Annotated in this window: 24 protein-coding genes and 2 pseudogenes; 3 read left to right on the top strand and 23 right to left on the bottom strand. The window is 64.5% G+C overall.

The window, feature by feature from the left end; all coding sequences use genetic code 11:
• Window positions 1-7 precede the first annotated feature (7 nt).
• From LRP30_RS14250 to LRP30_RS14220, 7 genes and pseudogenes are all read right to left on the bottom strand, one after another.
• Entirely contained in the window at window positions 8-673 is a 666-nt protein-coding gene (locus tag LRP30_RS14250; protein ID WP_249760724.1) for an HAD family hydrolase, read from the bottom strand.
• A gap of 75 nt (window positions 674-748) precedes the next feature.
• Window positions 749-2,666, bottom strand: a pseudogene (locus tag LRP30_RS14245) (VWA domain-containing protein).
• A gap of 10 nt (window positions 2,667-2,676) precedes the next feature.
• Window positions 2,677-3,486, bottom strand: coding sequence for a CbbQ/NirQ/NorQ/GpvN family protein (locus LRP30_RS14240; protein ID WP_249760723.1), 810 nt, complete (start codon window positions 3,484-3,486; stop codon window positions 2,677-2,679).
• Between the two features lie 62 nt (window positions 3,487-3,548).
• Window positions 3,549-4,894: pseudogene (locus LRP30_RS14235) on the bottom strand (cbb3-type cytochrome c oxidase subunit I).
• A gap of 41 nt (window positions 4,895-4,935) precedes the next feature.
• On the bottom strand, window positions 4,936-5,388 hold the full coding sequence (locus LRP30_RS14230; protein WP_091892374.1) for a cytochrome c: 453 nt from the start codon (window positions 5,386-5,388) through the stop codon (window positions 4,936-4,938).
• 115 nt (window positions 5,389-5,503) lie between these two features.
• Window positions 5,504-5,764: a cytochrome C oxidase subunit IV family protein gene (locus LRP30_RS14225; protein ID WP_249761755.1), complete on the bottom strand. Its 261-nt coding sequence runs from the start codon at window positions 5,762-5,764 to the stop codon at window positions 5,504-5,506.
• Window positions 5,764-6,342 (bottom strand): cytochrome c oxidase subunit 3 family protein, encoded by a 579-nt coding sequence (locus tag LRP30_RS14220; protein WP_128934850.1) that lies wholly within the window; start codon window positions 6,340-6,342, stop codon window positions 5,764-5,766. Before LRP30_RS14220 ends, LRP30_RS14225 begins: the two co-directional genes overlap by 1 nt.
• Before the next feature lie 171 nt (window positions 6,343-6,513).
• Between LRP30_RS14220 and LRP30_RS14215 the strand changes: the two genes are divergently transcribed.
• Together LRP30_RS14215 and LRP30_RS14210 are read left to right on the top strand one after the other, a co-directional pair.
• Window positions 6,514-6,669: a hypothetical protein gene (locus tag LRP30_RS14215; RefSeq protein ID WP_249760722.1), complete on the top strand. Its 156-nt coding sequence runs from the start codon at window positions 6,514-6,516 to the stop codon at window positions 6,667-6,669.
• Window positions 6,670-6,814: 145 nt separating this feature from the next.
• A complete protein-coding gene (locus LRP30_RS14210) occupies window positions 6,815-7,240 on the top strand; it encodes a cupin domain-containing protein (protein WP_091892363.1) in 426 nt (141 codons plus the stop codon).
• 110 nt (window positions 7,241-7,350) lie between these two features.
• On the opposite strand, the gene mmsB is transcribed toward LRP30_RS14210, so the two are convergent.
• The 16 genes from mmsB to LRP30_RS14130 form a co-directional block, all read right to left on the bottom strand.
• The gene (gene mmsB, locus LRP30_RS14205) at window positions 7,351-8,541 is read right to left on the bottom strand and encodes a multiple monosaccharide ABC transporter permease (protein ID WP_128934851.1); all 1,191 of its coding nucleotides are present in this window, start codon (window positions 8,539-8,541) and stop codon (window positions 7,351-7,353) included.
• Window positions 8,538-10,115: a multiple monosaccharide ABC transporter ATP-binding protein gene (mmsA, locus tag LRP30_RS14200; RefSeq protein WP_128934852.1), complete on the bottom strand. Its 1,578-nt coding sequence runs from the start codon at window positions 10,113-10,115 to the stop codon at window positions 8,538-8,540. Before mmsA ends, mmsB begins: the two co-directional genes overlap by 4 nt.
• A 182-nt stretch (window positions 10,116-10,297) precedes the next feature.
• A complete protein-coding gene (gene chvE, locus LRP30_RS14195) occupies window positions 10,298-11,368 on the bottom strand; it encodes a multiple monosaccharide ABC transporter substrate-binding protein (RefSeq protein WP_128934853.1) in 1,071 nt (356 codons plus the stop codon).
• A gap of 70 nt (window positions 11,369-11,438) precedes the next feature.
• Window positions 11,439-12,317, bottom strand: a complete 879-nt coding sequence (locus tag LRP30_RS14190; RefSeq protein ID WP_249761754.1) for an SMP-30/gluconolactonase/LRE family protein — start codon at window positions 12,315-12,317, stop codon at window positions 11,439-11,441.
• A complete protein-coding gene (locus LRP30_RS14185) occupies window positions 12,317-13,393 on the bottom strand; it encodes an aldose epimerase family protein (protein WP_249760721.1) in 1,077 nt (358 codons plus the stop codon). Before LRP30_RS14185 ends, LRP30_RS14190 begins: the two co-directional genes overlap by 1 nt.
• 2 nt (window positions 13,394-13,395) lie before the next feature.
• Complete coding sequence (locus tag LRP30_RS14180) at window positions 13,396-14,322, bottom strand: Gfo/Idh/MocA family oxidoreductase (protein ID WP_249760720.1); 927 nt, start codon at window positions 14,320-14,322, stop codon at window positions 13,396-13,398.
• Window positions 14,319-15,095: a FadR/GntR family transcriptional regulator gene (locus LRP30_RS14175; protein ID WP_091892349.1), complete on the bottom strand. Its 777-nt coding sequence runs from the start codon at window positions 15,093-15,095 to the stop codon at window positions 14,319-14,321. The genes LRP30_RS14180 and LRP30_RS14175 overlap by 4 nt, the downstream gene beginning before the upstream one ends.
• Complete coding sequence (yjfF, locus tag LRP30_RS14170; protein ID WP_091892347.1) at window positions 15,092-16,072, bottom strand: galactofuranose ABC transporter, permease protein YjfF; 981 nt, start codon at window positions 16,070-16,072, stop codon at window positions 15,092-15,094. Before yjfF ends, LRP30_RS14175 begins: the two co-directional genes overlap by 4 nt.
• Complete coding sequence (locus LRP30_RS14165; protein ID WP_249760719.1) at window positions 16,069-17,061, bottom strand: ABC transporter permease; 993 nt, start codon at window positions 17,059-17,061, stop codon at window positions 16,069-16,071. The genes yjfF and LRP30_RS14165 overlap by 4 nt, the downstream gene beginning before the upstream one ends.
• Window positions 17,058-18,602 (bottom strand): sugar ABC transporter ATP-binding protein, encoded by a 1,545-nt coding sequence (locus LRP30_RS14160; RefSeq protein ID WP_249760718.1) that lies wholly within the window; start codon window positions 18,600-18,602, stop codon window positions 17,058-17,060. The genes LRP30_RS14165 and LRP30_RS14160 overlap by 4 nt, the downstream gene beginning before the upstream one ends.
• Window positions 18,603-18,725: 123 nt before the next feature.
• Window positions 18,726-19,691 carry a galactofuranose ABC transporter, galactofuranose-binding protein YtfQ gene (gene ytfQ, locus LRP30_RS14155; protein WP_091892341.1) on the bottom strand — a complete coding sequence of 322 codons (966 nt, stop codon included), beginning with the start codon at window positions 19,689-19,691 and terminating at the stop codon, window positions 18,726-18,728.
• A 569-nt stretch (window positions 19,692-20,260) separates the two neighbouring features.
• On the bottom strand, window positions 20,261-21,433 hold the full coding sequence (locus LRP30_RS14150; protein ID WP_249760717.1) for a fumarylacetoacetate hydrolase family protein: 1,173 nt from the start codon (window positions 21,431-21,433) through the stop codon (window positions 20,261-20,263).
• Between the two features lie 101 nt (window positions 21,434-21,534).
• The gene (locus LRP30_RS14145) at window positions 21,535-22,512 is read right to left on the bottom strand and encodes a HEAT repeat domain-containing protein (protein WP_164939845.1); all 978 of its coding nucleotides are present in this window, start codon (window positions 22,510-22,512) and stop codon (window positions 21,535-21,537) included.
• Between the two features lie 2 nt (window positions 22,513-22,514).
• Complete coding sequence (locus LRP30_RS14140; RefSeq protein WP_007593252.1) at window positions 22,515-22,748, bottom strand: ferredoxin family protein; 234 nt, start codon at window positions 22,746-22,748, stop codon at window positions 22,515-22,517.
• Between the two features lie 32 nt (window positions 22,749-22,780).
• Window positions 22,781-24,523 (bottom strand): fumarate reductase/succinate dehydrogenase flavoprotein subunit, encoded by a 1,743-nt coding sequence (locus LRP30_RS14135; protein WP_128947504.1) that lies wholly within the window; start codon window positions 24,521-24,523, stop codon window positions 22,781-22,783.
• A 102-nt stretch (window positions 24,524-24,625) separates the two neighbouring features.
• Complete coding sequence (locus LRP30_RS14130) at window positions 24,626-25,399, bottom strand: ferredoxin--NADP reductase (protein ID WP_249760716.1); 774 nt, start codon at window positions 25,397-25,399, stop codon at window positions 24,626-24,628.
• Window positions 25,400-25,614: 215 nt separating this feature from the next.
• On the opposite strand from LRP30_RS14130, the gene LRP30_RS14125 reads away from it, so the two are divergent.
• Window positions 25,615-25,911 (top strand): DUF971 domain-containing protein, encoded by a 297-nt coding sequence (locus LRP30_RS14125; protein ID WP_249761753.1) that lies wholly within the window; start codon window positions 25,615-25,617, stop codon window positions 25,909-25,911.
• The last annotated feature ends 50 nt before the right edge of the window (window positions 25,912-25,961 follow it).

Raw genomic sequence — 25,961 nt, 5'->3', positions numbered from 1 at the left:
GCGGGCCTTACGCCCCCTTCCAGAAATCGCTCATGCGCCCGAAGACGCGATCGGCCCCGGCGTCCGACAATATAGCGTGCCCGTCCCGGCCGCTGTAATGGCCTCCACCGACAAATCCCCAGACGGTCATGCCGGCCGCCTTGCCGGCCTGCACGCCGCTGACGCTGTCCTCGATCACGAGTGTGCGCGCGGGCGATATGCGCATCTTCTCGGCCGCGTGGAGGAAAAGGTCGGGCGCCGGCTTGCCGTGCCTGACCATCTGCGCCGTGTAGATGCGGCCGTCGAATAGCGGCTTGAGGCCGGTGACATCAAGCGAGAGCGATACGCGGTCGATATCGCTCGACGAGGCCACGCAGAACGGCACCGTCAGGTCCGACACCACCGCCCCCACCCCGGGGATCGGTTCCAGCGAAGCGGCAAATGTCTCGAGCACGCGCGACTTCAAGCGCGGCAGGAAGCCATCCGGCACGATTTGTCCAAGATCGCGATAATGCTGCTCGATCGCCTTGGTGCTGCGCCCGAGAAAGAGCTCGAGCGCCTGCGCCTCGCTGAGCGCGAAGCCGAATTCGGCGAGCACTTCAGACAGGCAGCGGCAGCTCAACAGCTCGCTGTCGACAAGCACGCCGTCGCAGTCGAAGATGATCAGATCGGGTTTCGGCCGGTCCTGGTCCATCCGGCCATTCGATCATATACCCATCGTATGAGCAATAGCTCAGCCGGGCAGGCCTCGGTGGCAACTTCCTGTGCCTCAATGCGCCACCTGCCGGTAAATCGCCGGCAGCGCCGCCGGCAAACGCTTGATGTTGCCGACGATGGCGTAGCCGCCGCGGCCGAACAGGGTCGGGAAATAGGATTGTGCGGTCGCGTCCACGGTCACGCCGAATGCGGCGATGCCGAGCCGGCGCGCCTCCTGCACGGATTTCCGGGTGTCCTCGACCGCGAACCGGCCCTCATAGTGATCGACGTCGTTGGGCTTGCCGTCGGTAACGACGAGCAGCAGCTTCTTGCGCTGCGGCTGGCGCGCGAGTTCGGCCGCGGCGTGGCGCACCGCGGCGCCGATCCGCGTGTAATAGCCGGGCTTGAGCGCGCCGATGCGGCGCTCCACCGCCCCGCTCATCGGCTCGCCGAAGGCCTTGACCGTCTCAAGCCGCACCCATGAGCGCCGGCGCGAGGTGAAGGTCAGGATGCTGTGGTGGTCGCCGCAAGCCGATAGCCCGTGCGCGAGCACAAGCAGCGCCTCCTTTTCGACATCGAGCACGCGATAACCGTCGACCCAGGCGTCGGTGGAGAGCGAGACGTCGACGAGCAGCGTGACAGCGAGATCGTGCCCCTGCGGGCGCATTGCGACATGGATGCGATCGAGACCACTGCTGCTGCCGGCGCGAAGGTCGCAGCGCGCGCGCACGAGCGCGTCGAGATCGAGGTCGTGGCCGTCGGCCTGGGCGCGCATCAATTCGTGACGCGGACGCAAGACTTCGAAGCGGCGACGCACCTGGCGGATGTGGCGGCGCATGGCGTCATCCGCCGTCCAGCTCTCACCTTGTTCGGACGCCGCAGCCGCGAGTACGCGGCAATGATCCGGCAGATAGGAGCCGCTGCGATAGTCCCATTCGGGATAGCTCAGGTCCGCGTTCAGGCGCGACGTATCGAGGGCTTCCGGCGGCAGGTCGAGATCGAATTTGAGCTGGCTCGCGGGCTTGCCACTGCGGCGGCTGAGCGTGATCTCCTCGAGATCGTCGGCCGCCTTCTGCGCATCCTCGTCCTCGCTGTCATCGGCAGGACGATCGACATTGACCATCTCGGCCATGGCGAGGATCTTCTCGAATCGATTGAGCACGAAGGGATCGCGACGATTGGCATTGTCCTCGCGCTCGCGCACCGCAAACCGTCTGCGATCGTCAGGCGGCGCAGATGCCGCGCCCGGCGCGCACTCGTCCTCGCCGGCATGCGCGGGCGAGAGCTCGCGGGTCCAGCAATCGCCCCAGAGTGGGCACGGCAGGATCGAACGATAGCCCGGCGGCGCCTTGTCCGGGAGCGGGCCCGTCCCCATCATCGCCGGCCACAGCTGGCCTGCGGGCGCCTTTCCAGTTCCAAGCAAGGCCAGGACGATCTGTTCCACCTCGCGCTCGACGCGCGGCAGAGGGCGCTGAGTCCGAACCTCGGCGGTGGCCGCAGCTAGCTGCGCGTAATCGGCGACAAGCCCCGGGAATTGCGCGAGCACCCAGACCGCCGTCTCGCTGGCGCGACGCAGCATTAGGAGATCGCGCCTGAGCGGATCCGCCTCCGCGATCGCTTCGACCGGCGCAGCCGCGAACCATGCCGCAAGCCAGCGATAGAGCGATGCATTCAGCGCACGATCGGAAAAGATCGCGATGCGGCCGGGAAGGAAGATGGTCGCAGCGTCGCGGCCCGGCTGCTCGAGGCGCTCGTCGCCGAGGCCGATGCGCTGTCGCCAGCCGAGCCGGTGAGCGGACTTTCGGGCCCCTGCGCTCGCGATCTGCACGCCGGTCTCGCCGCCGAGCGCGCGGAACATCACCGCGAGCCGGCCTTTCATCTTTCGTCAGCGTGACAGCCTGATCCTCATGAACCGGATAGCTCGCGGTGCCACCGACCATTCTGTGCCAGGCCCGTCCGACCGTCTCCTCCAGTTCGAGGAAATCGAGCATGGCGGTGGCCTCACCCGATCACGGCGCGCGCGACATCGAGCAGCGCCGCCTTGACGTCGGCGTCGTCGGTGAGCGGCTCGATCATGCCGGCGAGCACCGCATCGGCAGTCGGCGTGCCTGCGGCAATCAGCGTCGCGCAATAGACGACGAGCCGGGTCGAGACGCCCTCCTCCAGGTCGTGGCCCCTCAGCGCGCGCAGCCGGCCAGCCAGCCCGACAAGCGGCCGCACGCGCTCCGGCGACAGTCCGCTTTCGGCGGACACGACGGCGACCTCCTGCTCGGGCGGCAGGAAGCTGAATTCGATGGCAATGAAGCGCTGCCGTGTCGACGGCTTCAACGCCTTCAGCAGCGTCTGGTATCCGGGATTATAGGAGACGACGAGCATGAAGCTGTTGGGCGCCGCGATCTCCTCGCCGATGCGCTCCAGCGGCAGGATGCGGCGGTCGTCGGTGAGCGGATGCAGCACGACGGTGACGTCCTTGCGTGCTTCCACGACCTCGTCAAGATAGCAGATGCCGCCCTCGCGCACCGCGCGCGTCAGCGGACCGTCAGTCCACACGGTGTCGCCGCCCCTCAGCAGGTAGCGGCCGGTGAGATCTGCGGCGGTGAGATCGTCATGGCAGGCGACGGTGTGCAGCGGCAATCCGAGCCGCGCCGCCATGTGCGCGACGAAGCGCGTCTTGCCGCAGCCGGTCGGTCCCTTCAGCAGCACCGGAAGCTGATGCCGCCAGGCGTGCTCGAACATCGCGCATTCGTTGCCGCTTGCGACATAGGCCGGCAGCGCGGGCGCCGAGGTCACGGTGTGAAGAGCGGGTTTCATGATGTCTCTCCGGACTTTCCAGGAAGCAGGCGGCCGCGGCGAACCGCGGCCGCCGTTTGCATTTACTCGGCCGGCTGCAGCGCGCCGGGGATGACCGGTTGCCTGGCGCGGCCCGGCACCAGCACGGCCCACACGAACATCAGCGCGGAGATCGCCACGAATACGCCGGAGCCCAGTCGGACCCAGTAGAACATCGCGAGCTGGTCCTGCACGTCCATGTAGCCCTGGCCGAGCACGCGCTGGAGATGGACCTGGACCACGCCGGCGAAAGTCAGCGCGAAGGTCATCACCATCATAGCGGTGCACATGATCCAGAAGCTCGCCATGGAGAGCCACTGGTTGTAGGGCGCACGTCCCCTGATCTGCGGGATGGCGTAGGCCATTACCGACAGGTTCAGCATCACATAGGCACCGAAGAAGGCGAGATGGCCGTGTGCGGCGGTGACCTGCGTGCCATGCGTGTAGTAGTTCACCGAGGACAGCGTGTGCAGGAAGCCCCAGACGCCGGCGCCCAGGAACGCCATCACGGAGCAACCGACCGACCACAGCAGAGCTGCGCGGTTCGGATGCTTGCGACCGGCCTTCCAGGTCATCTGCACCGTGAAGATCACCATGGTGAAGAAGGGGGCGACCTCCAGCGTGGAGAACAGCGAGCCGATCCACTGCCAATAGCCGGGCGCGCCGATCCAGTAGAAGTGGTGGCCGGTGCCGAGAATGCCGGAGAACAGCGCCAGCCCAATGATGACGTAGAGCCACTTCTCGACCACCTCGCGGTCGACGCCGTTGAGCTTGATCATCAGATAGGCCAGCACGGAGGCCATGATCAGCTCCCAGACGCCTTCGACCCAGAGATGGACGACGTACCACCAGTACATCTTGTCGACCGCCAGATTGATTGGATTGTAGAAGGCGAACAGGAAGAAGATCGCAACGCCCCACAGGCCGAACAAGAGGATATTCGTGACCGTGGTCTTGCGGCCCTTGAGCGCCGTCATCGTCACGTTGAACAGGAACATCAGACAGACGACGACGATGCCGACCTTGATGATGAAGGGCTGCTCGAGGAACTCGCGGCCCTCGTGGTAGTGGAAGAGATAGCCGACCACGGCCACACCTGCCGCGCCAAAAAACATCCAGAACTGGATTTTTGCCAGCAGCGGGCTGTAGAGCTCGGTCTCGGTCTCTTCCGGAAGTAGGAAGTAGGTCGCGCCCATGAAGCCGATCAACGACCACACGATCAGCGCGTTGGTGTGGATCATCCTGACGATGTTGAACGGCAGGAGTGTCGACAGCGTGTTGGGCAGGACGTAGATCGTCCCCGCGAGGAGGCCGAACAGGACCTGCGCGAGGAACAGAGTCAGCGCGCCGTAGAAATACAGCATCGCGACTTCTGGGTCTGATATTTCATCTCAGGCTCTCTGTGTTTTAGGGATTCACGAGGCGATACGCTCAGCCGGCCTTGTTCGGCGGCCATTCCTGGCGCTTGATCGTAGAGGTCCATTGCAGGAAGTCGGCGAGATCGTTGAGCTCCTGGTCGGTGAGGTTGAACTGCGGCATCTGCCGCCGACCCGGCGCGCCCGAAGGCTGCGCCTGCATCCAGGCCTTCAGCGTCTCGCGCGCACCCGCCGGGTCCTCGTTGCCACCCCAGCGATCCCAGACGTTGCCGACTTCGGGAGCGAAATAGGCGCCCTCGCCGAGCAGGGTGTGGCAGTTGATGCAGGAGTTCTTCTCCCAGACATGCTTGCCGCGGGCGACCGACGACGTCAGTGTCGTCGCATCCGTCGAGGTCGTGGCCATGTAGTAATGGCTGTGCGCCGTCAGCCCTATGAAGATGGCGAAGAAAAAGGCCGAGCCGCCGTAGAAGACGTTTCGAGCGGCCGACTTGGTCAGGCGTTCAGCCATTGCCAATCCTTTCGGTTTGATTCCTGCGAAGAAGTGATGCGGTGATTTATTGCCGAACGACGCGGATCACTCTTTGACGAAGCGCAAGCAGCGCGACGATACGCGAGGCGCCGCGTCAGATCAGGGTGACGACAGCGGATGCGAGCCAGGCGAACAGCACCACGGCGAGGACCCAGGCGCTCACGAGGCCGCGCCAGAGCGCCGGCGCGGCCCGAAGATCGAGGAAATCGAGCACGATACGGCGGCCCTTGACGGCCGCGAACGCCAGCAGCAGGGCATTTCCGAGCAGCGGATGCGCCACAAATGATGGGACCAGAATGGTCGCGAGCGCGAGACCGATCAGGGCGATCCAGGTGATGTCGAGACGATCCGGAATCACTGCTGCACCAGATAGATGATCGGGAACATGACGATCCACAGCAGATCGACCATGTGCCAGAAGGCGGTTCCCGTCTCGACCCCCGAGGCTTCGGCACTCCGGGAAACTACGGCCAGGATCACGATGCCGAGGCCGACATGCAGGAGATGAAAGCCGGTGAGGAGAAAGTAGAGGGTGAAGAACGGGCTGGTCTCCAGACCGTTTCCCTGACCGATCTCGCCGGCATATTCGAACAGCTTGACCGCGATGAAGAGAGCGCCAAGCGCCATGGCGCCGAAGAGCCAACCGCGCGCGGCCGGCCTGCGGCCCGCACGGGCGGCGGCCGTGCCGCGCGCCGCGGCCCATCCGCTGGTCACCAGAACGACGGTGTTGATCCCGGCGAGATGCGCATCGAGGGTGGCCTCGCCGGCCGCGAAGATCGCGGGATGAATCGCACGAGCGACAATGAAGGCGCCGAGGAACAGGCCGAAGGCGGCAAGCTCGCTGAAGATCAGTACCCAGATCATGGGATCGCCGGGGAGATCTTCGAGGATTCCCCAGCCAGTTTCTTGTTGCTCGCAGTCCGTCGCCGACATCTGATTTCCAAACCAAGACGTCCAGCCACTACCTCGACGGCGCTGCTCCGACTTTGACGCCGGACAAAGAAGCGGCAGGCCATAGGGTGTTTGCGCTACCGCAACATCCTGGCGGCCCTTCCGCCATAGGGTGGATCAACCCGGCGGTTCCACAAGACGGCAAACGACCAGATGAGCGATGCACAAATCGGCCTGATGACCGCGACCCCCATTATCATCGCGTTTGCCATCGCGCTCCGGCGAATGGGCGTGCTGTCGACCGTGGCGACCGTGTCAGCGATAAGCCTCTCCGTCGCGACCGCGGCGCTGCTGTTCACGACGCAGTAGCGGCAGGCGCCTCAGCGCGCCGTTGCGGCACTGCACAGCAAGGGGCGCCTGCTGCAGCTGGGTCCGGGGCAGTTTCGATTCCTCCGTCTTGGCTTCCTTGCGTCGTGCGCTAATATTGCGCTCCACACGACTGGATGAGTTCGCCATGCCTGAGATCATCAACCTTGGCGCGCTGCAGCTGACGTTCCTACAGAGCAAGGATGACACCGCCGGCGGCCTCGATCTGTTCGAGATGACGCTGCAGCCGAACGCGCGCATGCCGATTCCCCATTATCACGATGGCTGGGACGAAACGATCTATGGACTCAGCGGCATCTCGACCTGGCGGATCGACGCAAAGGACATCGACGTGGCGCCGGGCGAAAGCCTCTTCATCAAGCGCGGCGTGGTGCACGGTTTCATCAACCGTTCGCCCCGACCGGCGACCTGCCTGTGCATCCTCAGCCCCGGCGTACTCGGCCCGCAATACTTCAAGGAAATGGCGGCCCTGCTATTGGCCGGCAAGCCTGATCCGGCCAAAATGAAGGAAACGATGCTGCGCTACGGGCTGGTTCCGGTGATGCAATCCTGAGGATGAGTGCAGCGCGAGCGGTCGAGTCAGGTGGCCGCGCTCGCCATAGTCGTTGAAAAGGGTGGGCACCGCGCAAGAGCGCTTCTGCCCACCCTACGAAATCAGCGAAACTATCGCCGCTGATTATACACGTCGATGCAGACCGCCCCGAGCAGCACCAGGCCCTTGATGACCTGCTGGTAGTCGATACCGATGCCGAGGATCGACATGCCGTTGTTCATCACGCCCATGATCATGGCGCCGACCACGGCACCGCCGACGCGCCCCACCCCGCCATAGGCCGAAGCGCCGCCGATGAAGCAGGCGGCGATGACGTCGAGCTCGAAGCCGAGACCGGCCTTCGGGGTCGCGGTGTTGAGGCGCGCGGCGAAGACGAGGCCGGCGAGCGCGGCGAGCACGCCCATGTTGACGAAGGTGAGGAAGGTCAGCCGCTCAGTCTTGATGCCCGATAGGCTTGCCGCCTTGGCGTTGCCGCCGACGGCATAGATCTGCCGGCCGATCACGGTGCGCCGGGTGACGAAGCCGTAGAGCGCGATCAACGCCGTCATGATGACCAGCACGTTCGGCAGGCCGCGATGCGAGGCGATCAGATAGGTGAAATAGAGCACGGCGCAGGCCAAGAGAACGCTCTTGCCCAGGAAGAACGCATAAGGCTCGACCTCGATGCCGTGCAATTGCTCGCGCGAACGGCCCTTGGCGCTGGCATAGACCAGTCCGAGCGCGAGCACGGCACCGATCAGCATGGAGGTCGGATGCAGCGTGCCGGCCTCGGGCAACAGTTCAGGAATGAACCCGGACGACAATTTCTGGAAGGTCGCCGGAAACGGCCCGAGCGACTGACCCTGCAACACCGCGAGCGCGAGGCCCTTGAACACCAGCATGCCCGCCAAGGTGACGATGAAGGACGGGATCTTGAAATAGGCCACCCAATAGCCCTGCGCGGCGCCGATGGCGGCGCCGACCAGGAGGCAGGCGATGAACGCGAGTGTGTAGTCGATCTTGTAGGTCACCATGAGCACGGCGGCCACCGCGCCGATGAAGCCCGCGACCGAACCGACCGAAAGGTCGATATGACCGGTGACGATCACCAGCAGCATGCCCAGCGCCATGACGACGATATAGCTGTTCTGCAGCACCAGATTGGTCAGGTTGAGTGGCTGCAGCAGCGTGCCGCCAGTGACGACCTGGAAGAACAGCATGATCGCGACCAGCGACATCAGCATGCCGTAATTGCGCAAATTGTTCTTGATGAAGCTGCCGTGCCGGCGCTCCTCGGGCAGCGACACCGTCTTGTCGGTCATGGCTGCGTTCCTCCCATCTCGACGGCCGCGGGCGCGGCGTTCCCAATTTTTCTTTCGTTGCGCATGATGGCGCGCATGATCTTTTCCTGCGTCGCCTCGGATCCCCTGAACTCCCCGACAAAGGCGCCGTCATTCATGACGCAGATGCGGTCGCAGATGCCGAGCAACTCTGGCATTTCCGAGGAGATCACCACGACGCCGCGGCCGGCTTCCGCCAGCTCGTTGATGATACAGTAAATCTCGTACTTGGCACCGACGTCGATGCCCCGCGTCGGCTCGTCCAGGATCAGCACCTTCGGATCGGTCATCAGCCATTTCGACAGCACGACCTTCTGCTGGTTGCCGCCGGAGAGCTGTCCGGTCTCCTGGTAGACGTCGGAGCAGCGGATCCGCATCCGGTTGCGGTAGTCGCTGGCGACCTTCAGCTCGGCGATGTCGTCGATGACACGGCCGGGCGCGACCTGGTCGAGGCTCGCCAGCGTGATGTTCTTGCGGACGTCGTCGGCGAGAATGAGGCCGAGCTGCTTGCGATCCTCGGTGACATAGGCAAGGCCGGCATCGATCGCGGCCGCGACGCTCGGCAGCATCATCTCCCTGCCCTCGAGCCGGAGGCTGCCGCTGATGGTGGTGCCCCAGGAGCGGCCGAACAGGCTCATGGCGAATTCAGTGCGGCCGGCCCCCATCAGGCCGGCGATGCCCACGACCTCGCCTCGCTTGACACTGAAATTGACGTTCTTGATCACCTGCCGTTCGGGATGAATGGGGTGATAGACCGACCAGTTCTCGACGGTGAGCACGGGTTCGCCGATCTTCGCGCTGCGCTCTGGGAAGCGGTGAGCAAGATCGCGATTGACCATGCTGCGGATGATGCGGTCCTCCTGGATCGCCTCGGCATGGCAATCGATACTGTCGACCGTGCGGCCGTCGCGCAGCACGGTGATGTGGTCGGCGACCTTGGCGACCTCGTTCAGCTTATGCGAGATCAGGATTGAGCCGATGCCCTGCTCGCGGAACGCCATGAGGCGTTCGAGCAGCGCGGCGCTGTCGGCCTCATTGAGGCTCGCGGTCGGCTCGTCCAGGATCAGCATCCGCACCCGCTTGGAGAGCGCCTTGGCGATCTCGACCAGCTGCTGCTTGCCGACGCCGAGATCGGTGATCAGCGTATCCGGCGATTCTCTCAGGCCGACTTGCGCGAGCAGTTCCCGCGTGCGCCGGTAGACCTCGTCGCGATCGATCACCCCTAACTTCGACGGCGGATGCGACAGGAAGATGTTCTCGGCGATCGACATCAGCGGAATCAGCGCCAGCTCCTGATGGATGATGATGATGCCGAGCGCCTCGGAATCGTTGATGTCGCGGAAGCGCCGCTCCTCGCCTTCGAAGACGATGGTGCCCTCGTAGCTGCCATGCGGATAGACCCCGCTCAGCACTTTCATCAGCGTCGACTTGCCGGCGCCGTTCTCGCCCACGAGCGCGTGGATCTGTCCGGCGTGAACCGAGAAATTGACGTCGCGCAGCGCCTGCACACCGGCAAAGCTCTTGCTGACGTTGCGCATCTCCAGCATGGCGGTCATGGCTTTGGTGTCCCTTGCTTTACTTCGCCTCTCCCCGCGTGCGGGGAGAGGCCGGAATTCGAGCGCAGCTTGAATTCCGGGTGAGGGGGAGTCTCCGCGAGGGCAACTCTCACCGCCCCCGTGGAGAGCCCCCTCACCCTAACCCTCTCCCCGCACGCGGGGAGAGGAGAAAGAAAGAGTTCTTACTGGAACTGCGACTTCTTGTAGTAGCCGCTGTCGACCAGCACCTTCTCCCAATTGTCCTTGTAGACCACCACCGGCTTGAGCAGATAGGACGGCACCGTCTTGACGCCGTTCTCGTAGGTCTTGGTGTCGTTGACGGTGACCTGCTTGCCGGCGAGCGCCGCGTCGACCATGTCGGCCGTGACCTTGGCGAGGTCGCGGGTGTCCTTGAAGATGGTCGAATACTGGTCGCCGCGCAGCATCGCCTTGATCGAGGGCACCTCGGCGTCCTGGCCGGAGATGATCGGCATCGGCTGATCGGCGCTGCCGTAGCCGACGCCCTTCAGCGAGGAGATGATGCCGATCGAGATGCCGTCATAGGGCGACAGCACGGCATTGATCTTCTTGTTGCCGTAATAGGCGCTGAGCAGGTTGTCCATGCGGGCCTGCGCGGTGGCGCCGTCCCAGCGCAGCGTCGCGACCTTGTCCATGCCCATCTGGCCGGAGACGACGACGAGCTTGCCGCTGTCGATGTAGGGCTTCAGCACGCTCATCGCGCCGTTGTAGAAAAAGTAGGCGTTGTTGTCGTCGGGCGAGCCGCCAAACAGCTCGATGTTGAAGGGCCCCTTGCCTTCCTTGAGGCCGAGCCCCTGCTCGATCGACTGCGCCTGGAGCACGCCGACCTGGAAATTGTCGAACGTCGCGTAGTAGTCGACGCTCGGCGTGCCGCGGATCAGGCGGTCATAGGCGATCACGGTGATGCCCTTGGCCTTGGCCTGCTTGAGCACGTCGGACAGCGTGGTGCCGTCGATCGCCGCGATCACCAGCGCCTTCGCACCCTTGGTCACCATGTTCTCGACCTGCGAGAGCTGGTTCGGAATGTCGTCCTCGGCATATTGCAGGTCGGTGTTGTAGCCGCGCTCCTTCAGCACCTTGACCATGTTGTTGCCGTCGTCGATCCAGCGCGCCGAGGATTTGGTCGGCATGGCGATGCCGACTGTCGCCTTCTGGGCGGAGGCGGTCACGCCTGTGGCCATCGTGGCGGCGCCGGCCAGCGCCAGTGCGAGGAACGTCGTCTTCAGTTTCAGCATATTTCACTCCCTTTGGGTGTCAGACTGTTTCTTCGTGTCGTCGAGAACGTGGGTGGGCTGCTTCGATCTCCTATGCGAGCTTGACGTCGGGCTCCGCACGACCGCGCGCGGATGCATCCAACAGAAAGGTCTGGCCTGCTTGCGGATCGGCGGCGCGCGCCGCCGCGTCCATGTCCTGCCAGGCGGAGGTGACGAGGAGACGGGACAGATCGGGGCCAACGAAAGCCGGGCAGCTCGCCTGCTTCGCAGGAACGCTCAAGGAGCGCAGGCGCTCGCCCTGCGGAGAGTAGACATCGATACGGCCCGCGCCCCAGCAGGCATTCCAGATCTGCCCCTCGGCGTCGCACACCGAGCCGTCGGGGCCGCCGATGCCGGTGTGGCGCAGCAGCACCTCCGGCTCGCCGCGCGGCAGGCCCGTCGTCGGATTGAGCGGCACCGTGTAGAGCACGGCGCGCGCACTATCGGCGAAATAGCCGATCGCACCGTCCGGCGAGAAGCAGATCGAGTTGGGAATGCTGATGCGGGGGAACAGCAGCGAGATCTTGCCGTGATGAAACGCGTAGATCGCGCCCGCCCCTGCTTCCGCCTTGCGTCCCATGGTGCCGATCCAGAACGTGCCGGATTGATGCACGCGCGCGTCGTTGGAACGCGTGGCGGGATTGTCGGCTTCGAGCGGACAGAACAGCTTCATCGCGCCATCGCCAAGCTTGCGGATGTAAAGCCCATCCTCAGCGACGATCAACTGACGCTCGGCATCGATGCGTCCGAGCGCGCTCGCCATCCGGCCGAGCGCATGGATGCGGACCTCACCGCCGCTGAGCTGCGCCTCGAATAGCAGCCCTTCGCGGATGTCGAACCACCAGGCGGTGTCGGTGGTCGCATCATAGGTCGGTCCCTCGCCGAGATGGCAAGGATGGTCCGAGAGCACAGACGTCGGTACCTCTTCCATCATGTCGTCCTCACCGAAAAGCGATAGACCGTGTGATGGCGATAGACCTCGCCGGGTGAGAGCCGCGGGCTCGGGAAATCCGGCCGGTTCGGCGCGTCGGGCCAGATGTGGGGTTCCAGGCACATCGCATCCGACTGCCGGATTAGCTTGCCGCCCTTCCCGGAGATCGTGCCATCGAGATAATTGCCGGAATAGACCTGAAGTCCGGGCTGATCGGTGAACAGCTCCATGATGCGCCCCGAGCGCGGCGCCTCCAGCCGGGCCGCGAAAGCAAGCTTGCCATCACGCGCGAGGCAGTAGGTGTGATCGTAGCCCCTGCCGCTCTGCAATTGCTGATCGCCCTCGCGGATGCGCGCACCGACGGGCCGTGCTTCGCGGAAGTCGAACGGCGAGCCGGCAACGTGACGCGGCGGCTCCGGCAGCGGAATGGCGGTGGGATCGATCGCGAGAAAATGCTCGGCGGCAACCGTCAGTCTATGATCAAGGATGGGGGTACCCGACGTCGCACCTTCCAGATTGAAGAAGCTGTGGTTGGTGAGGTTGACGATCGTCGGCCGGTCCGTGCGGGCTTCCATGGTGAGCGACAGCTCAGTCGGTCCCGTGATGCGATAGGTCAGACGCACATCGAGCCGGCCGGGATAATTTTCTTCGCCATGCGGGCTGACATAGGTGAGCATCACGGCGGGCTCGGCGCCCTCGTCGATCTCCGCAATCTCCCAGAGTTTCCGATCGAAGCCATCGAGGCCGCCGTGCAGCGCATTCGGACCGTTGTTGACGGGAAGCTGCACCGTCTCGCCGTCGAGCGAAAACTGTCCCTTGGCGATGCGGTTGGCATAACGGCCGACGGTGGCGCCGAAGAACTTTCGCTCGGCGAGATAGCCCGCGAACGCATCGTGCCCGAGCACGACATCGTCGTAGCCGCCCTTCGCGTCCGGCGCGATCAACGCCTGGATCACCGCGCCATGGGTGATGATCCGCGCTTCGAAGCCGCCCGCTCCGCGCAGTACGATGCGTTCGACCGCGCGGCCGTCCGGCAGCGTTCCGAAAACGTCTCTTGTTATTTTCGAGCCAGCCATTGTCAGTCCACAAATGCTTCGACGATCGTCCGCTTGCCGAGCAGGAAAGCATCGGCGACGAGACGCAATGGCGCCAGATCGACGTCGCTCGCGCAGGTCGCAGCGAGATCGACGAAGCGCCGGTAGAGCTCCCGATATTCCTCATCGGGCGCCTCGGCAACGGTCTTGCCGTCGATCGCCATGCGCCTGCCGCCGCCGGATAGCGTCAACCGGCCCTGATCGGTTTCCACGAGGACATCCCAGCTCTGCGGTCCGGTCTGACGGAAATCGAACTCGGCGCTGATCGGCAGGCCGCCGATGTCCGTCATCGTCAGCTTCGCGGCGATCGGCGCCTGGCAGTTGGCGGGAAAGGCCAGCTCGGCCGCCGTGACGAACACCGACTGCGGCAGGATTTTGGTCAAGATCGACAGCGCGTTGATGCCGGGATCGAATACGCCAAGCCCGCCCGGTTCCCAGATCCAGCCTTGCCCGGGATGCCAGACGCGGACGTCTTCCTTCCAGCTGATGTGCACGGAGGTGATGCGGCGTTCGGCGAGCCATTGCCGCGCCGGCTCGACCGCCGGCGCGTAGCGCGAATGCCAGGTCGCAAACAGCGTCCGCTTCGCCTTCGCCGCCGTCGCGATCAGCGGATCGAGCTCGGCAACGCCGGTGCCGGGCGGCTTCTCCAGCATGACATGCTTGCCGGCGGCGAGCGCCGCAGCCGCCTGGGCACGGCGCATCTGCGGCGGCGTGCAGAGCGACACCGCGTCGATCGGCGGCCCCTTCTCCAGCAACTCCTCGATGGTGGCGAAATGCGGCAGCCCCGGCAGCGAGGCGTTGCGACTGGCGACAGCCACGAGCGTCGCACCCGGTGTCGCCGCGATCGCACTAAGGTGCTGGTCGCGCGCGATCTTGCCGAAGCCGACGATGGCGATACGAAGTTCAGTCACGATCTCTCTCCGGATTTCGCAGATGACAGCGGCTCGGCCGGCGCGGTTTCGATCACCGCGTCCTCGTGGCGGCGCATGCCGTTGTGAATGACGTAGACCATCGCCTCCGACGCGGCGTCGACATCGCCCGCCGCAATGGCATCGACGATCTTCTGATGCCAGAGCAGCACGGTGTCGCGGTCCTCCGACTCGACCGGGGCGCTCAGCAGGAACGAGGCGCGGAGCGCAGCCTCGATGACATGCCCGATCGAGCGCATGAACAGATTGCCGGAGGCACGCGCCACCCCAACATGGAGCGCGAGGTCGGCATCGGCAAAGCCGACGGAGTCGGACGCTTCAAGCCGCATGCGATCCATGCAGCGACGGAGCTCAGCGACGTCCTCGTCGGACCGGTGCATAGCTGCGAGAGCGGCGGCGCGCGGCTCGACGGCCAGACGGATCTCAGCGAGGTCGTTGAGGAAACGCTTGTCGATGCCGGCGTCCAGATGCCAGGCCAGCACGTCGGCGTCGAACATGTTCCAGGCGCCGCGCTCGCGTACGACGGTACCGACCCGCGCCTTGGTGGTGAGCAGCCCCTTGGCGACCAGGGTCTTCACACTCTCCCTGAGCACCGGCCGCGACACGCCGAACATCGCGATCATCTCGGCATCACCGGGCAGCCGCGTCCCCTCCGCATAGCGGCCGGCGATGATGTCGACACCGATCGAGCGGGCCACCTCCGCATGGTTGGAGTGGGCCCGTCGCGTCGGGATGACGACGATGCGCGAGGTCATGAGATTGCTCCTGCACTCTTCCTCACCGGCCGTCGTGCAAGCGCGACCAGCCCCTGCTGCAAGGCGATGAAGGCGAACAGCAGCACGCCGGTCGCGATCTTAGTCCACCAGCTCGACAGCGTGCCATCGAAATTGATGTAGGTCTGGATCAGGCCCTGAATCAGCACGCCGAGGAAGGTGCCGATCACCGATCCCTGTCCGCCGGTGAGCAGCGTGCCGCCGATCACGACGGCCGCGATGGTGTCGAGCTCGACGCCGACCGCAGAGAGCGAATAGCCCGCACTGGTGTAGAAGGAGAAGACAATGCCGGCGATGCCCGCCAGCAGGCTCGACAGCATGTAGATCTTCACCGTCATCTTGCCGACTGCAACGCCCATCAGGCTCGCGGTCGCCCGGCTGCCGCCGAGCGCATAGACATTGGCGCCGAACCGGGTGAGATGCAGCAGCAGGGCGCCGCCGATCACGATCACCAGCATGATGATCGCGATCGCCGTCAGCCGTCCGCCGCCGGGCATCCGCAGCGCGAAGTCGGACACGGTGGAGTAGACCGGCGCGGTGATCGGTACCGATTCCGTCGAGAGCAGGAAGCTCGCACCGCGTGCCAAGAACATGCCGGCGAGCGTGACGATGAAGGGCGGCAGGTCGAAGACATGGATCACGGCGCCCATTGTAGCCCCGAACCCAGCCGAGAGCACCAGGATGGCGGCGAAAGCGACCAGCGGCGGCACGCCCCAGCGCTCGATGGCCAGCGCCACGAACACAGTGGTGAAACCGATCACCGAGCCGACCGAGAGATCGATGCCGCCGGAGATGATGACGAAGGTCATGCCGATCGCGACGATGCCGAGGAAAGCGTTGTCGGTGAGGAGATTGCCGACCACGCGGGTCGAGGCAATGTTGGGGAATTGCATCGCGCAGAGCGCAAAGCCGGCGACGAGCACGATGGCCGTGATGAGGACGGGCGGCAGGCCTTTCATGCTTTGGACCTCCGCACCCGCGCGGCGATTCCGGCAATGCCGGCGAATTTCGGCGATTGCAGCAACAGCACCGCGAGCACCACCACCGCCTTGACCAGCAAATTGAACTCCGGCGGATAGCCGGACAAGAGGATCCCGGTGTTCGTGGTCTGGATGATCAGCGCGCCGAGCACGGCGAGCAACAGGCTGAAGCGGCCGCCGAACAGCGAGGTGCCGCCGATCACCACCGCAAGAATGGCGTCGAGCTCGAGCCAGAGGCCGGCATTGTTGGCATCCGCGCCCATGATGTCGGCGGCTGCGATCACGCCGGCGAGCGCCGCGCAGACGCCGCACCAGACATAGACCGACAAGATCATGGCCCGCGTGCCGACGCCGGCGAGCTCGCTTGCGCGCGCATTGCCGCCGGTCGCCTCGATCAGCAGCCCTAGCGCCGAGCCGCGCACCACCGCGCCGGTGAGGATCAGCATGCCCAAGGCAATCGCGACCGGCACCGGCAGGCCGAGAATGGCGCCATTGCCGAGCCAGACCAGATCCGGCGAAGAGAAGGTCACGATGCGCCCCTCGGTGATCAGCTGGGCGATGCCGCGCCCGGCCACCATCAGGATCAGCGTCGCCACAATCGGCTGCATGCCGAGCACGGCAACGAGGAAGCCGTTCCAGAGCCCACAGACGAGTCCGGCACCGAGCGCAGCCCCCAGCACGATCGGCAGACCGTGGCTGTCGGCGAGGCTCGCCGCGATCGCGCCCGAGATCGCCATGACGGCGCCGACCGACAGGTCGATGCCGCGCGTGGCGATTACCAGCACCATGCCGAGCGAAAGCAGCGCCACCGGCGTGCCACGGTTGAGCACGTCGATCAGGCTGCCAAACAGCCGGCCGTCCTGGAGACGCAGGTCGAAGAATTGCGGCGACACCACGCGATCGACCGCCAGGATGACGACCAGCGCAAGGATCTGGGCAAGGCCGCGGCGCGGCAACAGCGCTATCATGCCCGGCCCTCATGCGCAACGCTGGCGCCGTCCGCGGCGATGGCCGCAAGAATGTTGCCGACGTCGATCGCCTCGCCTGCGAGCTCCTCGACATGGGCACGGTCGCGCAACACCACAACGCGATCGGAATAGGTCACGATCTCATCCAGCTCGGAGGAGATCACGAGCAGTGCGAGGCCGTCGTCGCAGAGCTCGCGGATCAGACGGATGATCTCGGCATGCGCGCCGACATCGATGCCGCGGGTCGGCTCGTCCAACACCAGCAGGCGCGGCGATGTCGCGAGCCAGCGCGCCAGCAGCACTTTCTGCTGATTGCCGCCGGAGAGCAGGCCGACGGCGCGCTCCGGGTCCGCCGGCCGGATATCGAGCATCCTGACGTAGCGGCGCGCGATCTCGTCCTGCTCGCGGCGCGACAGCGGGCGATGCAGCCCGCGCTTGGCCTGGAGCGCGAGCACGATGTTCTCACGCACGCTGAGCTCGGCGACGATGCCGTCAGTCTTGCGCTCCTCCGGGCAATAGCCAAAACCGTGGCGGACGCCGTCGCGCGGCGACTGGAGCCGCACGGGGGTGCCTTCCACCCTCGCCTGCCCGCGATCGGCGCGTTCGGCGCCGAACACCAGCCGCGCCGTCTCGGTCCGGCCCGAGCCGAGCAGGCCGGCCAGACCAACGACCTCGCCATGGCGCAGCTCGAGATTGAACGGCGCGACATAACCGGCCTTGCCGTAACCCTCGAAGCTCGCGCAGATCTCGCGCGCCTTGTGTTCGGTGGCAGAAGCCCGCGCGCTGGTGGTCTCGGCCAGCTCGCGACCGAGCATCATCCGGATCAATTCCAGCCGCGGCAGCGAAGCCGTCTCGCGCTCCCCGACCAGGCGGCCATTGCGCAAGACCGTGATGCGGTCGGAGATCTCGTAGACCTGGTCCAGGAAGTGGCTGACGAAGACGATGCCGATGCCACGCTTTGCGAGCTGGCGCATGATACCGAAGAGAATCTCGACTTCGTGGCGGTCGAGGCTCGCGGTCGGCTCGTCCAGGATCAGCACGCGTGCGGAGAGATCGACGGCCCGCGCGATCGCGGTGACGTGCTGCACGGCGACCGAATAGCTGCCGAGCGGCGCGGCGACATCGATATCGAGGCCGAAGTCCGCGAGCAAGGCCTTGGCGCGGCGACGCATCTCGCCTTCGCGGACGATGCCGAAACGCATCGGCTGGCGGTCGAGAAACAGATTCTGTGCCACCGAGAGGTTCGGCAGCAGATTGACTTCCTGGTAGACGGTGGCAATGCCGGCCTGAAGAGCGGCCTTGGCCGAGCGCGGCGCGATGGCTTCGCCACTGATCCTGACGATGCCGGCATCGCGCGGGAACACGCCGGTGACCGCCTTGATCAGCGTGGACTTGCCGGCGCCGTTCTCGCCGAGCAGCGCATGGATCTCGCCGGCGCGCAGCGTGAAGTCGACCTCCTGCAACGCACGCACAGCACCGAAGCTTTTGCTGATCCCGCGCACCTCCAGAAGGGCCGGAGCAGGATCGGGGCTGTTCTCCATGACAACGTCACTCCCGCCAGTGCCCGCCGATGATGCGGTCACCCAGCCTATTCGTTCGCACAGCGATTTCGAAGGGGGTATCGCCGGACCACTGAAACATGGCGGTCCGGCGCAGCGCCCGCCTCAGTAACCGAGGCCCTTCTTGCTGTCGTAGATCTTCTGCGGATCGTCGGCAGCGGTATAGAGCTTGGACTCGGTCTGGATCCACTTCGGCGGAACCGTGCCCTTGCCCTTGAATGCCGCAATCGCATCGAGCGCCGGGCCGGCCATGTTCGGCGTCAGCTCGACGGTCGCATTGGCTTCGCCGGCGGCCATCGCCTTGAAGATATCGGGGACCGCATCGATGGAGACGGTGAGGATCTCCTTGCCGGGCTTGAGACCGGCTTCCTTCATCGCCTGGATCGCGCCGACCATCATGTCATCGTTGTGGGCGTAGACCGCGCAGATCGACTTGCCGCCGCCTTCGGCCTTGATGAAGCTCTCCATCACCTCCTTGCCCTTGGCGCGGGTGAAGTCGCCAGTCTGGCTGCGTACCACTTTCAGGTTCGCATGCTTGGCGATGGCGGTGTCGAAACCCTTCTTGCGGTTGGCCGCGACGCTCGCGCCGACCGTGCCCTGCAATTCGACGATGTTGCAGGCCTTAGCCCCGACGGTCTTGGCCAGCCAGTCGCCGGCGACCTCGCCTTCGTGCACGCTGTCGGAGGTGACAGCGGTGAGATAGAGCTCCTTGCCAGAGGGATCGATGTCGCGGTCGAGCAGCACGACCGGGATCTTGGCCTCCTTGGCTTCCTTCAGCACCGAATCCCAACCGGTCGAGACGACTGGCGCAAGGAAGATCGCGTCGACATTCTGCGCGATGAAGGAGCGGATCGCCTTGATCTGGTTCTCCTGCTTCTGCTGCGCGTCAGCGATCTTGAGATTGACCTTTCGCTTGGTGGCTTCCTGCTTGGAGACCGAGGTCTCGGCCGCGCGCCAGCCGGATTCCGATCCGATCTGCGAGAAGCCGATGGTGAGCTCGGCGGCATTCGCCGGCAGGGCGAGCAGCAACGCGGCCGTGGCACTGGCCGCAAAGAGGGCTTTGAAGGTCATCAGGCGTGTCTCCCAAGATGTTTATCTGGGGGCGCCGATGGTAGCATGGCACCCGCAGGCCGGCCTTCGAGGCGGCGGAAGGCACTATTTCACGGAAGAATGGTTCCGTATAGTCATATTATTTGACTATTTAGTGGAAAGAGAGCGGCGGAACCGGCTGGCCGCATAGATGACACGCACAGCGCGATATCGTTCCACAGATGCAACGCGGAGATGAAGATAATGATGTGTGCTTGGCAAGTAGCCGTCAACAGCGCAGGTGCGCTCCCTCGCCCCGCTTGCGGGGCCGCGACGAGCTTCGCTCGCGCTGAGAGGCTTGGGGTGAGGGGTGTCTCCGCGAAAACTAATGAGAGACGGGCTCACAACCTCTCCTCCCGTCATTGCGAGCGCAGCGAAGCAATCCAGAATCCCTCCGCGGAATGACTCTGGATTGCTTCGCTGCGCTCGCAATGACGATGTGGCGAGAGCTGTGCGTATATCGGCCTAATCGACTCGTGGAGAGTCCACCTCACCCGGAATTTGCTTTCGCAAATTCCGGCCTCTCCCCGCAAGCGGGGAGAGGCGAAGAGCTAGATCAGCTTCCGCTGCGCGAGATTCTTCATCAGCGCGCCGATGCCGAAGGTCCACGGCTCGCACTCGTCGCTGGTGCGCATGCGGTTGACGAGCTTGCCGAGCTGGGGCGCGGCGATCGTGACGATGTCGTCGCGCTTGTGGGTGAACCCCTGCCCCGGCGCATCACGGTCCTCGACGGGCGCGAACATCGTGCCGAGGAACAGCACGAAACCATCTGGATATTGATGCACCTTGCCGATGGTCTGCGCGACGAGATCGGTCGGGTCGCGGCTGATCTTGCTGATCGAGGAATGGCCGTTGAGAACGAATCCGTCCGCGCCCTTCACATTGAGGCTGATGTCCAGCCTGCGCGCGTCGTCCAGCGAGAACGTGTCGTCGAACAGGCGTAACAGCGGGCCGATCGCGCAAGAGGCGTTGTTGTCCTTGGCCTTCGACAGCAGCAGCGCCGAGCGGCCCTCGAAGTCACGCAGGTTCACGTCGTTGCCAAGCGCGCCGCCGACGATCCTGCCGCGGCTCGAGACGAACAGCACGAGCTCGGGCTCGGGGTTGTTCCAGGTCGATTTCGGATGCAGGCCGGCATCCATGCCGGTGCCGACCGACGACAATGTCGGCGCCTTGGTGAAGACCTCGGCATCGGGACCGATGCCGACCTCGAGATATTGGCTCCAGGCGTTCTGGTCGATCAGCACCTGCTTTAGATGCATCGCCTGGTCCGAGCCGGGCTTGAGCTTCGACAGATCGTCGCCGATCAGCCGCGTCACTTCTTTGCGGATCGCTTCAGCCGAGGCAGGGTTGCCCTTGGCGCGCTCCTCGATCACGCGCTCCAGCATCGAGATCGCGAAGGTGACGCCGGCGGCCTTCAGCGTCTGGAGATCGACGGGTGCAAGCAGCCATGGCCTCTGACGATCGCGCCGATCGGGTGCCGTGTTGGCGACGATGGCTTCGAGATCGCCGATGCGCTCGCCCTTGGTCGAGCTAAGCGCCTTGGCTGGATCGTCCTCTTCGCAGAGCGCGCTGATGGTGGGGAATTTCGCCGTGACGTCGAAGACGCCGTCGCCCCGCACGGCGACGACGGCGGGCCCATTCGCCTGCGGCAGCCAGACGCGGCCGGCCAGCGTTCCCTGCGTGCCGTCCTCGGGGAGAAGGTCTTTAACCGTCAATGTCGTCATGGCCGCGTCCTCGCTGTTTTTCGGACCGGCCGCATCATTCGACGGCCGGTCCCCTTGGCGAAGACCAATAAACGTCTGGCGAGGGAAGTCCAGAGCGGCGGCTATGCCCCCGCCCGCGCCTTCCGCGCCGCAATCTGCTGAAGCGCCCAGCGTGCGTTCTTGCGAACATCGGGATCGGGATCATCGGCGATCACAGCCAAGAATGCTTCGCCATCGGGATGGGCGATCTCGCCGAGCGCCGCGGCGGCCTCCTTGCGCAAATTAGCCTGGTCGTGATTGACGCAATTGCCGATCGGGCGCACCGCGCGTTCGATCTTCATCTTGCCGAGGCTGCGGATCGCCTTCAGCCGCACCTGCCAAAACTCGTCGGCAAGGCAGGCGACGAGCTGATCGGCCGCGAGCGAACCGTTGACGTTGAGGCCCAGCGTTTCCGCAGCCATCTCCCGCACCATCCAGTCCGAGTCCTTCAACGCACGCGTGATCGTCTCCGCGGCAGGCTTCATCTGCGAGAATGCAAGCGCACTCACGGCGGCGCGGCGCACATGGGCGTCGGGATCGTTGATCAGCGCCGTCAGCGCGGGGATGGATTCTTCCAGCTTCAGGAAGCCGATCACGCCGATCGCCTGCACGCGCACGGCGGCATCGGAATCCTGTAATGCTTCCAGCGCCGGCTTCAGCGTGTCCTTGCGACGCAGCTCCTTGAGCGCGCGCAGTGCGGCCATGCGGACGAAGGCGTGGGGATGCCTCACCAGCGGCAGGATGACATCGGCGCAAGCGGGATCCTTGAATTCGGCCATGCTGTCGGCCGCGGCGCCCGCGACGATTCTCTCGGGGTCGACCAGCAGCTTCACCAGCGCGCTCGCGGCTTCCGGCCCGTCGAACTCGCCGAGCGCCATCGCGACCTGCTGGCGCACGCCTGCGTCGGGATCGGCCACCATGTTGGCGAGATGAGCGACCGCGGCGGGATCGCCGGAATGGCCGAGTGCGATGATGGCGACACGGCGCTCGGCGGGATCAGCCGCCTGGAGCCGCTCATCAGCGTCGTCGAGATCGTCATAGGACTCGAACGGGCTCGACATGGTCACCTCAACAAATACGGAATGTTGACGGTGACGGCGCCGGTCGGGCAATCCGCCTCGCAGGGCATGCAGTACCAGCACTCGTCATAGGCCATGTAGGCTTTGTTGGTCATGTCGCTGATGCGCAGCACGTCGAGCGGGCAGACGTCGACGCACACGGTGCAGCCCTTGTCGGCGATGCATTTGGCGTCGTCGACGACCACCGGAACCGATGTCTGATAGGACGCGAGAGGCATCGTTATCTCCTGTTGCTTGCTGTGATGAGGGCTCAGGCTGTGGCCCGGATGCGCTGCTTGTCGTAGAGGTCCTTCTCATCGTCGGCGATCGGGACGACATAGGGTTCCACCGCCCGCTTCTCGCTGGTCATCCTGCCGTCCCGCTTGGACAGCAGCGTGTGGCAGAACCAGTTCTCATTGTCCTTCTCCGGAAAATCGGTGCGCCAGTGATAGAGGCCCCAGCGGCTCTCCTCGCGGTAGAGCGAGGCATGCGCAGCCATGTCGGCGCAATCCATGATCGATTGCACCTCGAGCGCGCGGAGCAGCTCGTGCGCATTGCGCGCAATCATGCGCTCCTGCATGTCTTCCCTCGCCTCGGCGAGACGGCGCATGCCGAGCTCGTATTTGCGGGTGACCTTCGGCGGCTGGAGATAATCGTTGACGAGGCGGCGGGTCTTGTACTCGATCTGGTTCGGCGGAATCCCGTCCTCGCGCTTCGTCGGCGCCATCACACGGTCGCGTTCCCTGGCGACATCCGCGGCATCGAACTCCGCAAAGTCGTGGCTGTCGGCGAATTCCATGGCATCGATGCCGGCGACCGAGCCGTTGGTGAAGGCGCCCAGCATGTAGTTGTGCGGAACGCTCGCCATGTCGCCAGCGGCGTAAAGGCCAGGCACGGTGGTACGGGCATTGTCGTCTACGAACACGCCTGAAGCGCTGTGACCGGAGCAGAAGCCGATCTCGGAAATGTGCATCTCGATCGACTCGCTGCGATAGTCGACCCCGCGCCCCTGCTGGAACAGGCCGCGCGTCGGGCGCTCGACCTTGTGCAGCGTCGACTCGATCTCGGAAATGGTGTCGGGGTGGAGATGCTTGAGCTGGAGGAACACCGGACCCTTGCCGGACAAGAGTTCGTTGTAGAATTCCAGCATCATCTGGCCGGACCAATAGTCGCATTCGATGAAGCGCGAGCCTTCGTTATTCGCGGTGTAAGCGCCGAAGGGGCCCGCGACATAGGCGCAGGCCGGACCGTTGTAGTCCTTGATCAGCGGGTTGATCTGGAAGCATTCGAGGTTCGCGAGCGCGGCGCCGGCGTGATAGGCCATGGCATAGCCATCGCCGGAATTGGCGGCGTTCTCGTAGGTGCCGAACATGTAACCGGAGGTCGGCAGGCCGAGACGGCCGGCGGCGCCCATGCACAGGATCACCGCCTTGGCCTTGATCACCAGCATCTCGGCAGTGCGGGTATTGACGCTGACCGCACCGGCGATGCGGCCGTCGGCGGATTTCAAGAGCCGCGTCGCCATGTAGCGGTTGGAGATCAGGATGCGGGCGCGGCGGAGCTGGCGATACAGCGCCTTCTTCACGGTCTCGCCGTTCGGCATCGGCAGCACATAGGTGCCGATGTGGTGCACCTTCTTGACGGCGTAATCGCCGTTCTCGTTCTTGAGAAAGCGGATGCCGAAACTGTCGAGCTCTTCGATGACCTTGTAGCAGTTCTGCGCGTATTTATAGACCGCCTTCTGGTCGACAATGCCGTCATTGGCGATGGTGATTTCCTTGGTGTACTGCTCGGGCGTCGCGTAACCGGGGATGACGGCATTGTTCAGCCCGTCCATGCCCATCGAGATCGCGCCGGAGCGCTTGACGTTGGCCTTTTCGAGCAGGACGACGTTGGCCTTCGGGTTTTTCAGCTTCGCCTTCAGCGCCGCCATCGGGCCGGCCGTGCCGCCGCCGATCACCAGCACATCGCAGGAAACCTCCGAAAGTCCGTCGACGATCTGATCTAGTGCCATCGCTTGCTCCTGGTTCGCCGATGGTCGGCGCCTTTGCGTCAGATTTGTTCAGGTGACGTCCCGGCGATAGCAATTAGTTGTCGACGGGGTGCGATTTGCGCTTCAGCGCTCGACAAAGGCCTTTTCGATCACGAAATGGCCGGGCTGGCTGTGATTGCCCTCAACGAAGCCGCGCGCCGAGAACATTGCGTGGAGTTCCTCCAGCATCGCCGGGCTGCCGCAGAGCATGATGCGGTCGGTCCGGATATCGAGGCCTGGTAGCCCGATGTCGTCGAACAATTGGTTCGATGCGATCAGGTCAGTGATGCGGCCGCGATTCCTGAACGGCTCGCGGGTCACGGTCGGGTAATAAACGAGCTTGTCGCGGATCAGCGGTCCGAAAAATTCGTGATTGCGCAGGCCTTCGACGAGGTGCTCGCCATAGGCGAGTTCGGAGACCTGACGGCAGCCATGGGCAAGCACGATGGTCTCGTAGTTCTCGTAGACGTCGGGGTCCTTGATGAGGCTGGCGAACGGCGCGAGCCCCGTGCCGGTCGAGAGCAGCAAGAGGCGTTTTCCCGGAATGAGGTTGCCGGTAATCAGCGTGCCCGTCGCCTTGCGACCTACCAGAATGATGTCGCCTTGCCTGATCTTCTGAAGGCGCGAGGTGAGCGGGCCGTCCTGCACCTTGATCGAGAAGAATTCGAGCGCCTCCTCGTGATTGGCGCTGGCCATGCTGTAGGCCCGCATCAAGGGCTTGCCCTCGACCTCGAGGCCGATCATCGCGAACTGGCCGTTCTGAAAGCGGAAGCCGGGATCGCGCGTCGCAGTGAAGCTGAACAGAGACTCGGTCCAGTGCCTGACCGACAAAACCGTTTCCTTTTGAAATGCGCTCATCCGCCGTCTCTCCTTGGCTCGATTGCGCCCAAGGTTTCGGAGAGAGGGGACTACGGCAACGCGGAAGTGAAATTCCCGGTCGATTAGTTTCACATTTCGGGGGCGATGCTTGAATGCAGGCATCGAAGATCGGCGGCCCACGCCTGCGCCGGCAATTAGTTGCTATCGCGGCGGCGCTGCGAAACGTAGAGCAAGGTCGGAGATACGTCATGACCATGACCTTGGTGGCACCGACCGTGGCCGACTATGAAGCCAGCGCCGATCTCGCCTCGCTCCTCGTCCGCACCACGCAGGATGAGGCGATCAGCCTACCCGCGGAAACGCTCCGCCTCTCCTGCAAATGCGCCCACTGCACCCGCGCCCGGTTCGATGGCCGCTTTCCTAAGGCATTTCCGGGCATCGCGATCACCGGGATCGGCGATCTCGGCTATGGGCTGAATCTTTCGTTTTCGGACGGCCATAACAGGGGGATCTACCCGAAGCCTTATTTGCTGAGTTTGGTGGGGCGTTAAGCCGACGCAGTCTTGAGATAGGCGGGACAGCGGCCACAAACTCCGCTGTC

Source organism: Bradyrhizobium sp. C-145 (assembly GCF_023375135.1).
In the GTDB taxonomy this organism is placed as follows: Bacteria; Pseudomonadota; Alphaproteobacteria; order Rhizobiales; family Xanthobacteraceae; genus Bradyrhizobium; species Bradyrhizobium zhanjiangense.
This window is presented reverse-complemented; position numbering and strand designations above follow the sequence as displayed.

Excerpts from the sequence above, each read along its gene's own strand:
- LRP30_RS14250 (WP_249760724.1), bottom strand. The coding sequence starts at position 673 with ATGGACCAGGACCGGCCGAAACCCGATCTGATCATCTTCGACTGCGAC.
- LRP30_RS14240 (WP_249760723.1), bottom strand. The coding sequence starts at position 3,486 with ATGAAACCCGCTCTTCACACCGTGACCTCGGCGCCCGCGCTGCCGGCC.
- LRP30_RS14230 (WP_091892374.1), bottom strand. The coding sequence starts at position 5,388 with ATGGCTGAACGCCTGACCAAGTCGGCCGCTCGAAACGTCTTCTACGGC.
- LRP30_RS14220 (WP_128934850.1), bottom strand. The coding sequence starts at position 6,342 with ATGTCGGCGACGGACTGCGAGCAACAAGAAACTGGCTGGGGAATCCTC.
- LRP30_RS14215 (WP_249760722.1), top strand. The coding sequence starts at position 6,514 with ATGAGCGATGCACAAATCGGCCTGATGACCGCGACCCCCATTATCATC.
- LRP30_RS14210 (WP_091892363.1), top strand. The coding sequence starts at position 6,815 with ATGCCTGAGATCATCAACCTTGGCGCGCTGCAGCTGACGTTCCTACAG.
- mmsB (WP_128934851.1), bottom strand. The coding sequence starts at position 8,541 with ATGACCGACAAGACGGTGTCGCTGCCCGAGGAGCGCCGGCACGGCAGC.
- mmsA (WP_128934852.1), bottom strand. The coding sequence starts at position 10,115 with ATGACCGCCATGCTGGAGATGCGCAACGTCAGCAAGAGCTTTGCCGGT.
- chvE (WP_128934853.1), bottom strand. The coding sequence starts at position 11,368 with ATGCTGAAACTGAAGACGACGTTCCTCGCACTGGCGCTGGCCGGCGCC.
- LRP30_RS14190 (WP_249761754.1), bottom strand. The coding sequence starts at position 12,317 with ATGGAAGAGGTACCGACGTCTGTGCTCTCGGACCATCCTTGCCATCTC.
- LRP30_RS14185 (WP_249760721.1), bottom strand. The coding sequence starts at position 13,393 with ATGGCTGGCTCGAAAATAACAAGAGACGTTTTCGGAACGCTGCCGGAC.
- LRP30_RS14175 (WP_091892349.1), bottom strand. The coding sequence starts at position 15,095 with ATGACCTCGCGCATCGTCGTCATCCCGACGCGACGGGCCCACTCCAAC.
- yjfF (WP_091892347.1), bottom strand. The coding sequence starts at position 16,072 with ATGAAAGGCCTGCCGCCCGTCCTCATCACGGCCATCGTGCTCGTCGCC.
- LRP30_RS14165 (WP_249760719.1), bottom strand. The coding sequence starts at position 17,061 with ATGATAGCGCTGTTGCCGCGCCGCGGCCTTGCCCAGATCCTTGCGCTG.
- LRP30_RS14160 (WP_249760718.1), bottom strand. The coding sequence starts at position 18,602 with ATGGAGAACAGCCCCGATCCTGCTCCGGCCCTTCTGGAGGTGCGCGGG.
- ytfQ (WP_091892341.1), bottom strand. The coding sequence starts at position 19,691 with ATGACCTTCAAAGCCCTCTTTGCGGCCAGTGCCACGGCCGCGTTGCTG.
- LRP30_RS14150 (WP_249760717.1), bottom strand. The coding sequence starts at position 21,433 with ATGACGACATTGACGGTTAAAGACCTTCTCCCCGAGGACGGCACGCAG.
- LRP30_RS14145 (WP_164939845.1), bottom strand. The coding sequence starts at position 22,512 with ATGTCGAGCCCGTTCGAGTCCTATGACGATCTCGACGACGCTGATGAG.
- LRP30_RS14140 (WP_007593252.1), bottom strand. The coding sequence starts at position 22,748 with ATGCCTCTCGCGTCCTATCAGACATCGGTTCCGGTGGTCGTCGACGAC.
- LRP30_RS14135 (WP_128947504.1), bottom strand. The coding sequence starts at position 24,523 with ATGGCACTAGATCAGATCGTCGACGGACTTTCGGAGGTTTCCTGCGAT.
- LRP30_RS14130 (WP_249760716.1), bottom strand. The coding sequence starts at position 25,399 with ATGAGCGCATTTCAAAAGGAAACGGTTTTGTCGGTCAGGCACTGGACC.
- LRP30_RS14125 (WP_249761753.1), top strand. The coding sequence starts at position 25,615 with ATGACCTTGGTGGCACCGACCGTGGCCGACTATGAAGCCAGCGCCGAT.